12 protein-coding genes and 1 pseudogene are annotated in these 13,420 nt (G+C 62.2%); 5 read left to right on the top strand and 8 right to left on the bottom strand.

Annotation, left to right across the window (positions count from 1 at the left end; genetic code table 11):
• Positions 1–192: 192 nt before the first annotated feature.
• The 3 genes from B0G57_RS24595 to B0G57_RS32410 form a co-directional block, all read right to left on the bottom strand.
• Positions 193–1,386 (bottom strand): phosphoglycerate kinase, encoded by a 1,194-nt coding sequence (locus B0G57_RS24595; RefSeq protein WP_018440868.1) that lies wholly within the window; start codon positions 1,384–1,386, stop codon positions 193–195.
• Positions 1,387–1,556: 170 nt separating this feature from the next.
• Positions 1,557–1,991 carry a helix-turn-helix domain-containing protein gene (locus B0G57_RS24590; RefSeq protein WP_018440869.1) on the bottom strand — a complete coding sequence of 145 codons (435 nt, stop codon included), beginning with the start codon at positions 1,989–1,991 and terminating at the stop codon, positions 1,557–1,559.
• A complete protein-coding gene (locus B0G57_RS32410) occupies positions 1,979–2,041 on the bottom strand; it encodes a hypothetical protein (protein ID WP_408646780.1) in 63 nt (20 codons plus the stop codon). The genes B0G57_RS24590 and B0G57_RS32410 overlap by 13 nt, the downstream gene beginning before the upstream one ends.
• A gap of 272 nt (positions 2,042–2,313) precedes the next feature.
• Between B0G57_RS32410 and B0G57_RS24580 the strand changes: the two genes are divergently transcribed.
• Positions 2,314–2,613: an addiction module antidote protein gene (locus B0G57_RS24580; protein ID WP_018440870.1), complete on the top strand. Its 300-nt coding sequence runs from the start codon at positions 2,314–2,316 to the stop codon at positions 2,611–2,613.
• Positions 2,614–3,199: 586 nt separating this feature from the next.
• On the opposite strand, the pseudogene B0G57_RS24575 reads toward B0G57_RS24580, so the two are convergent.
• The 5 genes and pseudogenes from B0G57_RS24575 to B0G57_RS24555 all read right to left on the bottom strand — a co-directional run.
• Positions 3,200–3,445, bottom strand: a pseudogene (locus B0G57_RS24575) (type II toxin-antitoxin system ChpB family toxin); the annotation flags it as partial.
• Complete coding sequence (locus B0G57_RS24570; protein WP_018440873.1) at positions 3,439–3,690, bottom strand: AbrB/MazE/SpoVT family DNA-binding domain-containing protein; 252 nt, start codon at positions 3,688–3,690, stop codon at positions 3,439–3,441. The pseudogene B0G57_RS24575 and the gene B0G57_RS24570, both read right to left, overlap by 7 nt.
• Positions 3,691–3,850: 160 nt before the next feature.
• On the bottom strand, positions 3,851–5,083 hold the full coding sequence (locus B0G57_RS24565; protein WP_018440874.1) for an RNA-guided endonuclease InsQ/TnpB family protein: 1,233 nt from the start codon (positions 5,081–5,083) through the stop codon (positions 3,851–3,853).
• Between the two features lie 9 nt (positions 5,084–5,092).
• Complete coding sequence (locus B0G57_RS24560) at positions 5,093–5,338, bottom strand: hypothetical protein (RefSeq protein ID WP_018440875.1); 246 nt, start codon at positions 5,336–5,338, stop codon at positions 5,093–5,095.
• On the bottom strand, positions 5,331–5,798 hold the full coding sequence (locus B0G57_RS24555) for a hypothetical protein (protein ID WP_146013392.1): 468 nt from the start codon (positions 5,796–5,798) through the stop codon (positions 5,331–5,333). The genes B0G57_RS24560 and B0G57_RS24555 overlap by 8 nt, the downstream gene beginning before the upstream one ends.
• 235 nt (positions 5,799–6,033) lie before the next feature.
• Here B0G57_RS24555 and B0G57_RS24550 point away from each other — a divergent pair, with 235 nt between their 5' ends.
• The 4 genes from B0G57_RS24550 to B0G57_RS24535 all read left to right on the top strand — a co-directional run bounded on the left by B0G57_RS24550 (position 6,034) and on the right by B0G57_RS24535 (position 13,252).
• Complete coding sequence (locus B0G57_RS24550) at positions 6,034–6,297, top strand: Arc family DNA-binding protein (protein ID WP_018440877.1); 264 nt, start codon at positions 6,034–6,036, stop codon at positions 6,295–6,297.
• 850 nt (positions 6,298–7,147) lie between these two features.
• Positions 7,148–9,571, top strand: coding sequence for an ABC-three component system protein (locus B0G57_RS24545; protein WP_018440878.1), 2,424 nt, complete (start codon positions 7,148–7,150; stop codon positions 9,569–9,571).
• On the top strand, positions 9,564–10,199 hold the full coding sequence (locus tag B0G57_RS24540; protein ID WP_018440879.1) for an ABC-three component system middle component 1: 636 nt from the start codon (positions 9,564–9,566) through the stop codon (positions 10,197–10,199). Before B0G57_RS24545 ends, B0G57_RS24540 begins: the two co-directional genes overlap by 8 nt.
• On the top strand, positions 10,196–13,252 hold the full coding sequence (locus B0G57_RS24535; protein ID WP_018440880.1) for an AAA family ATPase: 3,057 nt from the start codon (positions 10,196–10,198) through the stop codon (positions 13,250–13,252). Before B0G57_RS24540 ends, B0G57_RS24535 begins: the two co-directional genes overlap by 4 nt.
• The last annotated feature ends 168 nt before the right edge of the window (positions 13,253–13,420 follow it).

Below are 13,420 nucleotides of genomic sequence, written 5' to 3'. Positions count from 1 at the left end.
CGTCGGGGCGCGCGCCGGCTCGAGCCGGCGTCGCTTTGTCTGAAGATATCGTGGCGCGCGTGGCGCTCTGGGCCGCCTGAGCGTCCTTTGCGAGCCGATCGTCCGGCGCGCTGGGCGGCACCTGGCCAGTCCTTCGGCGGTCCGCTGCGCGTCGGGCAGTGCTTGCCTTCGGTGCGCGAGTGGCCACGCGTCTTAAGCCCGCGATTCGAGCACTTCGACCGCCGGCAGCTTCTTGCCTTCGAGGAACTCGAGGAAGGCGCCGCCGCCCGTGGAAATGTAGCTCACTTTGTCGTGAATGCCGTACTTCGCGATCGCGGCGAGCGTATCGCCACCGCCCGCGATCGAAAACGCCGACGAGCGCGCGATCGCCTCGGCGAGTGTCTTCGTGCCGCCGCCGAACTGATCGAACTCGAACACGCCGACGGGGCCGTTCCAGACGATCGTGCCGGCGCTCGCGAGCTGCGAGGCGAGCGCGCGGGCCGTTTCGGGACCGATATCGAGGATCATGTCGTCGGCCTCGATCTGAGCGACAGGCTTCGTATGCGCGGCGGCCGTCGCCGAGAATTCCTTGGCGGTCACGACGTCGGTCGGAATCGGCACCGAGGCGCCACGCGAGCGGGCCGCATCGATGATCGCCTTCGCCTCGCCGACGAGATCGGGCTCGGCGAGCGACTTGCCGATCGGCAGGCCCGCCGCCAGCATGAACGTGTTGGCGATGCCGCCGCCGACGATCAGTTGATCGACTTTCTCGGCGAGCGATTTCAGGATCGTGAGCTTCGTCGACACCTTGGAGCCCGCGACGATCGCCACGAGCGGACGCTTCGGATTGCCGAGCGCCTTGCCGAGCGCATCGAGCTCGGCGGCGAGCAGCGGGCCCGCGCAGGCGATCGGCGCGTATTTGGCGATGCCGTGCGTCGTCGCCTCGGCGCGGTGCGCGGTGCCGAAGGCATCGTTGACGTAAATGTCGCAAAGCTTCGCCATCTTCTGCGCGAGCTCGTCCGAATTTTTCTTCTCGCCCTTGTTGACGCGGCAGTTTTCGAGCAGCACGACGTCGCCCGGCGCCACGTTCACGCCGTTCTCGACCCAATTCGCGACGAGCGGAACGTCCCGGCCCAGGAGCTCGGCGAGCCGCTTGGCCACCGGCGCGAGCGAATCCTCGGGCTTCAATTCACCCTCGGTCGGCCGGCCGAGGTGCGAGGTCACCATGACGGCCGCGCCGGCATCGAGCGCGGCCTTGATCGCCGGCACCGAGGCGCGGATGCGCGTGTCTTCGGTGATGTTGCCCTGGTCGTCCTGCGGGACGTTCAGATCGGCGCGGATGAAAACGCGCTTGCCTGAGAGCAAGCCTTTCGCGATCAGATCGGAGAGACGCAATACTTGGCTCATGGGAGTGTTCGCATCGGAGGTTGGAGGGCTTAACGGCGTCGCGAACGGTGCGCGGCCTGGGGGGCGGCGCGCGGGAGGCGCGGCGGCGAACGTGCATTTTAGCCCATTGGCGGGGCGGGCCGGCGGGGGATTGTGGTGGTGACGCGGTCACGCCCGAAATGAATACTGGTCTATACAGACGGGAAGAACACCGCTGGGCTCACATGAAATCGCCGAGACAGTTCAGCGATTTGGCGGGCGTTCAATTCTCGCTTCCCGCTGAGTATTTCTGAAACGACACCTTGGCTACCGATCTCTGGCAGATCGGACTGTCGCACATCGTTCTCAAGCATGAGGTACTTGAGCACCTCTGCGGGCGACGCCTCTGGCAGTTGGTGATGCGATTCATCGTAGTCACCGATGAATTCACCCAGGGCATCCGCGAGCGGTGCCAGCTTGTGGCCTTCGTCTGCCGCACCCGCGTCGAGCAACGCATTCAGCGCACGCACGGCAAGATCGTACTCGCGCTCCGTACTGATCGGGTGCAGCGGAACCTTCTGGGAGATGGCCTCGAAGTGCGAGGTCAGTTCCTCTACTTCGCTCCGCGAAAATGTCAAGGCTTCCATTTGTCGTACTCCCGGTGCGTGAACACATGACGCACATACAGTTTTTGCACGTTGAAGTGCACCGCGGCGATTAGTCGGAACTTGTCGGGGGCGGCGCGCGGGAGGCGCGGCGGCGAACGTGCATTTTAGCCCATTGCCGGGGCGGGTCGGCGCGGCGTTGAGGGAATGCGGGGTAATGACTGCGTTGTCGACTTCGACCCACGCGGTCAGAGACTGGCGTACCGCGGAGCGCTGTGAACCATAGTTTACAGGTTTGTAACGCCCCGTTCACAATACAAACTGCTGAACATCCGCACGACCGAAGTATTCGACGCAGGGTTACATGAGCAAAATCAAGACTCGGCCGTGGGATTCGGCCGAACACCTGAAAACAGAAGACGACATCGCCGAATATTTTGAAGCCTGTCTTCAGGAAGGGCGCGACGATCCGGCGTTCGTCGCCCATGCGCTCGGCGTGATTGCGCGCGCGCGTGGTATGTCAGCAGTTGCTCGTGACGCCGGCGTCAGCCCCGAAGGGCTATACAAGGCGCTGTCGGGAAAAGGCAATCCAAGTTTCGATACCATCCTGAAGGTGATCAGGGCACTCGGACTGCAGTTGCATGCCTCGAAAGCACACTCGTGAACTGGGGAAGGTGTCTTGGACTCGGCTTCGATCGAACCAGCGACTTCTGCCTTCCGAAAGAAGGCTCGCTGGCTATGAGCTCCGTGGCGCTTTGCACGCTGCTGCCGGAACAGGTAGCCGGCAATAACAATGACTATCCACGGGTAGACGAAGCAGTTCACCGCAAAGCCTGGCTCCGTTGAAGGCGTCACCGATGGCGACGCGGGCCCCCAAGAATTTTCCATCCCCATAGCGCGCAAGTGACCACGACAAAGAATGCCGCTACAGGAACCATTAGCCGGTCCCCGTGCAGAGCCCACCAAGCTGTGAGCGCGGCAAGCACGGGCGAGACTACGATTGCCCAGCTAAAATCCTCTTTGAAGCGCGCTCGGCGCTTTTCGTTCGCCTGGCGCAGGGCGTTCTGGAAGAAATTGTCGTCGTCCACTTGCAATTCCGGTTCGGGTTTGTCGCGCTCGGCCCACTTTCAAGATCGAACGTTATATCGGCGAGCTGCGACGAAAGTTGAGTGAGGTGCGATATTCAACGCGGCGGACCCACTTATGCGCAGGCGCCTGCCCAGTGACCGGGCAGCTACAACAGCTCACTCCATGTTCACTAAGGCCACGCCCTGCGTCTCAGTGCTCAAGCCCGAGAGCGGCACAGCGAATCCGGCGTATCGCGCGAATTCGCCTCCTTGCGTAATCGGTGCGACGAGCGCCACGCCGAGCGCGTTGCACGCCGCAGGCGAGAGAACGAGCGCGGGCCGAAAATCCCCTTGTTGCTCCTTCCCCATCGTCGGATTCAGGCTGACACGTACGATATGGCCACGCTCGAATTTGACGCGCCTCACCATGCTTCACGCCCGACCGGCTTGGCTTCGACCCACGCAGCAAGATCAGCCGGTTGCGGAGCATTCTGGCCGCACTGCGCGACCAGTTGATCAAGCGAATGCTTGCGGCGAGCGGGCGTAAGCAACACCCCATCGGGCCGCACATCGGCGTTTAGCCAACTACCCGCCGACGCGCCGATTTGCTCCAGCAACACAGCTGGCAGCCGGACCGCCGCGCTGTTACCCCATTTCTGAATCTTGAGTTCCATTCAGAGTCCGGGTGAGGTGGTCAATAGCTTGCGCGTGCTCATCGCCGATATTGCTTCCGTAGTTGACTTTGACTTGACTTTGATGTCGCTCGAGGACTTGACATCCTCCTCCGCTTTGATCCGGAGGATTCCTACCGCGACTAAGAGAGAACTATCAATCTCATGCCGCCTCGGCGGGTTCCTGCTTCACTGAGTGGCCTGACTGCGCCGGCTCTCCGCAGGCTATCCGGGCATGGTCCTGCCCTTCACTGCTGAATAGTGCTAAGCCACGGCGAAGCACGTTGATTGCGCCCACAACGTCAGCGTGATCCGCATAGCCGCAGCGGACGCAGGCGAACCGCGCCTGGGTAGGGCGATTGTCCGCAAATACGTGACCGCAAGTTGGGCAAGTGCAACTTGTGTTTTGCGGCGGCACGGCGATAAGCCAACCACCGCTCCATGCCTGCTTGTACTCTAACTGTCTGCGGAACTCATACCATCCCTGATCAAGGATCGATTTGTTCAGCCCGCTCTTGGCTCGGACGTTCCTGCCCGGGGCCTTGACGGTGCCGGCAGCCGACTTTGACATGTACTGCACTCGCAGGTCTTCGATGCACACCATTGCGTGGTTTTGGCTAATGCGTGTCGTGGCCTTGTGCAAATAGTCGCGCCTAGCGTTGGCTATGTGGGCATGGATGTTTTGAACGCGTCGCTTGGCCTTATGCCAATTGTGGCTCAGCCTCTTTTTGCGGCTCATTGCCCGCTGTGCGCGGCGCAGTCGAGCCTCGTGCCGCCTAAAGCTATTCAATGGCTCGAGATAGTCGCCGTCACTAAAGGTCGCGAACCGCGCGATGCCGACATCAATGCCGACTGCGCTCGTCGCCTGGGGCAGTGGCGACTCAACTTCGCGCTCGGTGAGAATAGAGACAAACCACTTACCCGCCCTTTGCGACACCGTTGCATATTTCAAGTCGCCGACAACGTCCCGGCTTCTGCGATATCGAACCCATCCCAGCTTGGGCAGAAAAATGCGGCTGTTTGACTGATCCAGCTTTACCTGCTTTGCGGCCGGATACCGGAAGCTGTCGCGAAGCCCCTTCTTCTTAAAGCGCGGAAATCCAGCGCGCTTGGCGAAGAACTTCTTGTATGCCCAGTCCGCATCTTTGAGTGCATGTTGGAGCGGGTGAATTGGCGAGTCTTTAAGCCAAGGCGTTGCGGGCCCGTTGCGCCACTCCGTCAGGTACTTCGCCATTGCGAAAAAGCCGATGAACTTGCCGCCTGCCTCGTAGTTCTCTTGCTGCAACGCCAATGCCTTGTTGTAGACGTAACGGCACGATCCAGCGAAGCAGCGCATGTCCCGCTGCTGTTCACCGGTCGGCTTGAGTTCGAACTTGAAGGCTTGGAAGCGTCGCATCACGTAACTCTACTTGTCTCTTTTTTCTGGGTATACGCCACTTGCTGCCGATTTTGCGCCGTATGCGCAACCGAGCAGCTCGTTATCGAGCTCCATGATGTCCATTGCAAGCTCAGACGACATCTCGCGCAGCTGACATATCGCCGATCTAACCGGAAGCGCGCCCAACGCATCGTCGGGAAGCGCCTCGACCATGAATGCGGTGATGTTGTGGATGTTCCAAGCGCGGCTTGCAAGATCATTGATCTTATCCATTGTGGCACCCTCCCACCGGCGTGTCGCATTCAGTCACATCGGCGCCACCTTTCATCCGCAACAACGTAGATGCTTCGAAACCAATGTTGCTCAGTTCCCCGATGACTTCTATCTGGTTAGCAATGGTGAACAGCAAGTCACTCACGCTGTCGCCGTCGTCGCGGAAGTTGCCGGCCTGATCGTCCCACGCAACAAGGCTACCGATACCCGACACAACGCTGGCTAGGTTCATCGCCATGTGTCCCGCCAGTTCATTGGATTGCGAGAGGAATTCCAATTCCGAAGCATCCAGCTCGTTGACGCGGTCAAACAGAAAGCGCAGCACGCCCGCTGGGGTACTTCGACCAAGGGGGCAGCTCGCTGTTTCTTGATTGAGATGACGCATTTCGGCAACGAAAGCAGGTGTCGGCTTCGTTTGCCCGATCGCTTCTGCGAAAGAATTTCTCGCGTTGGTATGCATGACTCACTCCAATTTTGTTGCAGATCGTAGTAACGAGCTCCTGATCGAGGTAGCCCGCCATTTCGTAGACACGGGTTGCGTCCATTGGCCGCAACCCGAATGCATCGCTAGCAGCGACTCGTCGACTGCGCTCACGCAGTGTCCTCCGAGCCGTTGGCTCCGCGTTGCTGATCACGAGATGAATGTAGCACTTTGCTACATTGCGTGCAAGCAGTTTGCTACATAGACTTGCGTCATGACAAGCGAAGACATCCAGACAAATCTCCGCCTTCCAGCCAACCTCAAGGCAAAGCTTCGGCGCGCGGCGGAGGCAAACAAACGATCAACGAATGCAGAGGTAGTCGCGCGGCTCGAGGCAAGCTTCTCCGTGAGCAATGTGGCGGAAACAGGGTCTACCGTTGCTATCGACGAGCACACGCTTGACCTCTTTGCCGAAAAGGTCGGCGATGTCGTGGGCATGGTGCTGGACGAGCGGGAAAGGAAGCGCGGTAGGCGTTGAATGGCACGAATGTCCGCAGACATTGTGCGGGCGGGTCGCGATGTCGCGTAGAAGTCTCCGGTCAGAAGATGGCCGGCTGACATCAACAGTGGCGCCCCAGGCGCGCAGATAGCACTTGGCCGAACAACGGACGATCCAGCACTACAGCGTCAGGCCATGTCGCATCCCTAAGCTTCGGCTTCGTGCTGCAGCGTCGGTTCGTCGAACGCGGACCTGGACTACATCAAAATCGGCGCCGGTATCGGGGCTGAAAGAGCACTGTTCAGCGCCATGTCCCGGTCGCACACGCGTCCGCCTCGCCAAGCAATCGGCCATCCCATTGACCACGGCACGGCGAGTGTTGCTTCATCCGCATAGCGGTCATCGCGCCGAGCGGCGGCAAACGACCGCTAAGTGTTAATTTGCCGTCGTCGGGCCAGCGCGCTTCTTTGAGTGACCGCTTTGCCCTGCACAAGGACAGCAAACGACCCAACTCGGCCTGTTGAGCCACCGCGACACATGAGGCGGCTTTCAAAGTGCAGCGGACGCTCGATTAGTCGCAGTGAGATTTGGAAGTTCGGCCGAAGCGGACACAGATAGATTACCGGAACAGTGACGAGGTGCTCAGAGCCACGCTTTACAAGCATGTCGGTGTCATTGCCCCGCGCCTCCCATGGTTGTTCCTGTGCTTTCATCGCAATTGGGTCAACAGCAACGTGGAACTTGGGAACAGATTGAGGTCGCGACTGCCAATCATTCCGATATCATGGCGCGCAGAAGGACGCAGTAAGGTATGAGAGAAGATTCGGGTCGCCGTTGCGGCCAAAACAAATTGTTCATGTCTTTCGCCCTCAAGTGAGCGCAGGCGTTTATGACCGCAGACGAGATCATCGCAGAAGCAATCATTCCAGATACGCACAGCGTGTTCGTCTTGGGTAGCTTCGAGCAGCGCGTGACCGTTTTCGCCCAGCAGGTCCGTGCGCTGAACCTTGTCGATGCGATCCTATCGCGCGGTTTGCTACAGGACACGGGCAGCGTCGCCATCGTGGGCGGCGGCGCTGCGGGCATTACCGCCGCCGTCGCGCTCGCCCGCGCCGCACCCAACCTCAAGGCCCTCGATCTCTTCGAAAGCCGATCGAACGTGCTGGAGCTGCAGCGCAATAGCAGCCGCTACCTCCATCCCCATTTCTACGACTGGCCCAATGCCGGTTCGGACAATCCCAACGCCGGCCTGCCCTTGATGAACTGGACGGCCGGCTCCGCGGGCGAGGTTGCCGCGACCTTGCGAGCGCAGTTTGACGATGCTCGTCGGTCGTCGATTCTGTCGTTTCAGCCGGATCTGGGAGTTACCGGCCTCAATCCCAGCACGATCAGTACGGTACGCGTCCTTGTCCCAGGCGCATCGCCGCTGGGCAAGATCTATGACGTCGTCATCCTGGCGATCGGGTTCGGGCTCGAGGCATTCCTCGATGGCGAGACGCCGTCATATTGGCTGCCCTCACAAATGTCGGCCGCGCTGCTGACTCATCAGGCGGAGCCGCTTATCTTCATCTCGGGCAATGGAGATGGTGGGCTGGTCGATTTCCTGATGGCCGCCTTCAACGCGATGGAGCATCGCGCTATTTGCGAGTTCATCCTTGGGCTCGATCTCGGCCCTGCCATCGCTGCGCTGGAGGTGATCGAACAGGAAGCCTGGGCAGCGGGCGGTGCCGGTCTCGATCTGCTCGCGCTATATCGCGATCGGGTCCTTGACCTCGTGCCACAGGCCGTTTGGCAATCGATCATCGCGCAGCTGCGTCCACAGGCGCGTATCCATTTTCACACCAACGAGCCGCGGCTGCTTCGCCGCACGACTGCGCTCCATAACCGACTCGCTGTCTTCCTCGTGATCGAGGCCGACCGGATAAGCGGGAACAACCGCGTTCAAATCACCACGGGTGTCGCCTTTGACGGCGCGGTGCCTGTCACCGGCGCCATCACGCTTGAGGGGGGCACGCCGTTCACGCCCTATCGTCGGTTCCTGCGGCTTGGCCCGGATTCGCGTCCGAACCTCAAGCCGTTCGAGGCGATGCTCTCCACGTTTCCCAGCCGCGTGCGGGCGTCGGCGACGCGGCCGGAATCGCCGCAACTGACAGCGACGGCGCGCGCCCGGTTCGAAGCCGCTGTCGCCGCCGCGCCGGGCGCCGCACCGCCTCCGCTTGTTGCTGCCGCCGCGGTTGCAGGTGAAAGTGATCATCTCCTCCTTCGCGCAAATGGTGCCGACATCGAATGGCTCAGCCCGGTGACGCCCGGCGAAGCGGAACGTTATTGGGTCGGCGGCCGCGCATTTGCGGTCTATGCGGACATATCGGCGGCCGACGCCGGTCCACTGGTTGCGGCGATCGCGCGGATCGGCGCCCATGTTCCGGGCTTCGTCATTCGTACCCGCGACGCCCATGGCTGGCGGGCGGCATTGAACAAGCTGTGCGCGGCGCGCGAATTGCCCGGGCCGGGTCTTGCGGCACCGTACGTCGTCCATGACTGGGCCGCTCCGCCCCCACTCGACATACAGGCCACGGTCGGACCGGCACTGCTCGCCGAAACGGTCCATGCTGCACTTGACGGTGAAATGCAGCGGCAGTTGCGCGGCGCCCTCCATGAGATTCTCGGACCCGCGGCAGTCGAGATGGGGTGGCCGATCGAGCCGGCATTGAAGGCGCGGCTCTGGGCGCGATGGGAGATCTGGCATGGAGCGCTGCTTGCCAACGCGGTGACGCGGCAGCGCTTCCTGCTCCTGCTCGCGACCGAACAGGATCATGCGGATTTGCGCGACGGGATGCTCGTGCGGGTCGGCCCGAAGATCCTCAGGCCGTTCCTGACCAAGCCCGCGCTGTTCGGCCTCACATTCGCCGTCTGTTCGGGGCATGCTTTGGCCCCAGCCGCCGGCCCGCCGGGCAATGTCGCGACCCATGGCATCACGGGCCACGCGTGCGGCGTTGGGTGGATCGGGGGGAGGGAGCTCGGTGCATCCTGTGCGATGCGCCAGAGCTGGTCGACGGGCATCGTCCTCCTTGCCCAGCTCAAAGATGCCTTCCGGCTAATCGAGGGCGAACTGCGCTTCGACCGTGCTGCGGGCGATCCGCCAAGGGTGGGGATGACCTCGCTGGGCGAGGGGCCGCTAGTGATTGGGGCCGACGATGTGTTCGTGACCGCTCTCGAGGCCGGGGAACAGAGCGTTCAGGATTATTTTCAATCGATTTTCAGATGGCGATCGGAAGCGGCCCAGGCAGGCCTTGAGGAGGAAGAACATGGCTGAAGTGCCAGCATTCGCGGATTTGCTGCTGCAGGCGGCCGAACGCATCGGAGCGCGCGTCGCGGATGGCGCGGTTGAGCTGGTTGGCAACCGCTTCAATTCCGAATTCCTAAGCGAAGCCGTCTCGTCGATCAAGCGACACGACGATGACCTTCCTAAGGCGGTTCGCGTGGCACGAATCGATGATATCCCTTTACTGATCGGTGAATTGTCAGGAACGGCGCTGCGGGCGAGCATCGAACCGCAGCTGCGGCGGTATCGTAATCAGGCCATCATCGCCCGCTCTTGGCTGGCCGCCGAAGCGCCCAATCTTCAACTGTTTCTGATCGGACCGCGGGGAGCCTTCAGCCGCTCGGACTGGCGTCAGTTGGCTTCGGAGATCGAGGCTGATGACCGGACGTGCCGAAAATTGGTCTGGTTGTTCGATCAGGCGCCGACGGTGGACGACGCCGAGGCGTTTCTGACCCGGACCTTCGTCGCGCGCCCCTGGCCGACGCAGCAGCAGCAGGTGCTGCTCGATACAGTTGCAAGCTATGCCCTGCCCGACGGGTGGGAAGAGGCCGTCGATGATAAGGACCTCGATTTCGACGGGCTTGTCGAGGCATTGATCGAACTGGAAGCGAAGATATGAGCGACATCTTCCTGCGCAGCGTCGAGCTTTCGAACTTTCGTATCTATGGCGAAAGCTACGCATTCGAATTTCACGAAGGGCCCGGGGTCACCCTGATCACTGGCGCCAATGGCCTAGGCAAGACGACCTTCTTCGATGCGGTGGAATGGGCACTGACCGGCCAGGTTGGACGCTTCGCCGACATTCCTAATGACGCCCGGCGCAAGGGACGCGATCCCCTGACCCGGGTCGGCGCGACCGAGAACAGTCACCGGGTGAGCCTCGCCTTCTCGGAAGGGGCGCCCATCGACCGGGGTGCGGGTTTTCTTCCGCCCCAGGGCTCGATCGAGCGGCTACTCAAGAGGCCCGACTGGCCCGAGATAGGCAATCTGCACGGCTATCTGTCGATCACACATTTTCTCGGACAGGCGTCGACGCGCCGGTTCTCGCTGCGCGAACCCAAAAGCCAGTGGGAGGCGTTGAAGGGTCCTGCGGGAGTCGACCGCATCAACCTGCTGCGCGAGCGCGTCAGCGGCCAAGGCGCGCGCCAGGCGTTCACCCGTGCCATTCGTGATCGCGGCCAGCGCCTCGAAACCACTTCGGCACTGCTCGACACGTGGCGGATGTTGATCGTCGATCGCAATCGCCTTGCGCGTCTTTCGAGCTCCGAACGGTCCTTCTCACCCAAACAGGTCCTGGAAGCTGTTGAGCGCCTCGCGCAGCAATTCCTGCCACTTGTGCCAGCAGGTCGCTGGATGCCGGTCACCGCAGGCACCGAAGCCGAAAGCGCCCTGAACGAGCTTGCGGCGTTGCTGGCCGATGGCAGAGCGGCGAATGAAGCGGCCGCGAGCCGCGCCGCCGAGCTCGAGCTCCTGTGCGTCGACTATGCCGGCGTCGGCGATCAGAGCGTCCAGAAGTCGAAGATGGCACAGGAGATCACTAACCGACGCACCAAGCTCGTCGAGGAGCTGACGCGGGCCGAGGCCGGTCTCGCCGCCGCCACGACGGCTAGTTCGCGCACGGAACAACGCGCGGCGCAAAATCAGGCACGGGCGGCGTCACTCGCCCGTGTGTCACGTGCGATGGAGCAACTGGACCGCAGCACCGCGCAGATGGCTGATGCCGAGCGCCAGCTCGACACGTCGAGGACCGATGCCGAGCGGGCAGAGGCGCGCCTGACGACAAGCCGAATGGCTATCGAGGCCGCGACAGCGCTTCGCGCTGAACGAAACAAAATCTCTGGCCGGATCGATGCCGCGAGAGTGCGGGCGCAATTCTCCGCTTCGTTGCGAACTGTGCGCACCGAGATCCAGCGCCTGAAGCCGCTCGCCGATGCGCTCGACGAACCCGCGCTTCGCGGCAGACGCGCGGCACTGACCGTGGACGTCACGGCGATCGCTGACGAGATCGCGCGCCTGACGCGGCAATTGCAAAGCCATGACGAGCGCGCCCAGACGCTGGCGGAGGCCGTATCGCGGATCGCACATCAGCTGTCGCACGACGACACCAATTGTCCGGTCTGCGCCACGCCGTTCGAGATCGGTCAGCTGAAAGCGCTCGCGCTGGCCAATGCGTCCGTCGATACGGCGCCAGCTGCCGAACTCGGCAACGCGCTCGCAGCGGCGAAGGTGCGCCGGGAAGACCTCAACCGCCAGCTCGCAGAGGTCGATCGCGGCCTCGCGGAGCGTGCCCAGCTAGCGACAGCCCTGGCGACCGAACAAGCGCGTGAGGCAAATCTTGTGCAACAACTTGTCGAGGCCGGTGGCGCCCCCGACGCCCATTATGACGACAGCGCCCTGATCGCGCTTCGCGCCGACCTCGATGCGATCGATCGCCAGATATCGGATGGGCCGTCGCAGGATGTTCTCGATGCGGGCCTGGCGGATGCTCAGGCTGCGATCGAGGCCGAACGGGTCAAGCGGGTCAGTCTCGAACGGGTGCTGGCGAATGCGTCGTCGGATATGGAGGCAGCGCGTTCGTTGTTGACCCAGCATCCCGAACTCTGGGCGCCGGGCGGCGGTTTGCTCGTGCCGCTCGCACAGGAGGAAGCCGCCGCGCAGACCGAGGCGCGTGCGATCGGAGAACAGCTTCAGATCGACCAGAAGGCGCTTGACGCGGCCCGCGTCGCGCGAGACAGCCTCGCGGCGGCGATCAATCGCGAGGATGCGAGCCTCGCGACAACCAATGCTGACCTGGACAAGCTGGCCGAGACACGCAGGGATCTTTGCCGTCGGTGGAGCGACCTTGGCCAGACCGGCGACCCCGACCCTGCCCGCGTCGCGCAACTGCGGTCGCAGGTGGCCGAGCGGACGGCGCGTGCCGAACCGATCGCCTCCGCCCAGGCCGATCTAATCAATGGGCTTCGCACTTGGCAAAACGACCAGCAGTTGCAGATGCGCGAGGGCGCGATCGCGGCGACAATCCGCGAGAAGGGAGTCGCAACCGAGGCCGAGGCGACGGAAAAGCTGCAGGCCGATGTGGCGGCGGCCGGTGCGCAGCTCGAGATTGCCCAGCGCGCGCGAGACCGGATGGAAGAGGTCGGCGCCAAGATGCAGACTCGCGCCGAGGAATTTGCCGATGACGTGCTGAAGCCGCTCAACGACACGATTCAGCGCTTCTCGCGCACACTCATGACCTGGTCGGATTCGTCGATTACCTACCGCGCGGAGCATCATGCAACGCGCTCGGAACTGCGCCCGGCGATCATTCACACCGGCACAGACGGCATCACCAGCCAGCTCGAGATCAATCCGAACTATTTCTTCTCCGAGGGTCAGCTTTCCGCACTCAGCCTCAGCGCGCTGCTGGCGGCGAGCACGACCTTCTCCTGGTCGCGCTGGCGGGGCCTGCTGCTTGACGATCCGTTGCAGCATAATGACATCATTCACGCGAGCGCCTTCATGGACCTGCTCAGGCAGATGGTTCGCGAGCTGGGCTATCAGGTCATCCTGTCGACGCATGACAGCTCGGAAGCGGAATTCCTCGCACGGAAATGCCGCAGCGCAGGCATTCCGTTCGAAGTTCACGAACTGATGCCGCGCGGCGACGCCGGGCTTGTCTCGGCGGTCGCCTAGGCCGGAGACGGAGCATGGCAGACGAAGAGGATGAGAAGAGCTGGCTTCTGGCAAGCGAGATACCGTTCGACGAACTGTAAGCGCGAATTTAAGCGCACCTAGAATCGGAAGCTGAACGAGCGCAGGCTTGCGTCCGCAACTACAACTTGCGGACGCAACCTATGACTG

The organism is Trinickia symbiotica (assembly GCF_002934455.1).
Classification (GTDB): Bacteria; Pseudomonadota; Gammaproteobacteria; order Burkholderiales; family Burkholderiaceae; genus Trinickia; species Trinickia symbiotica.
The sequence above is the reverse complement of the archived record's forward strand: the minus strand, read 5'-3'. Positions and strand labels throughout refer to the sequence as shown.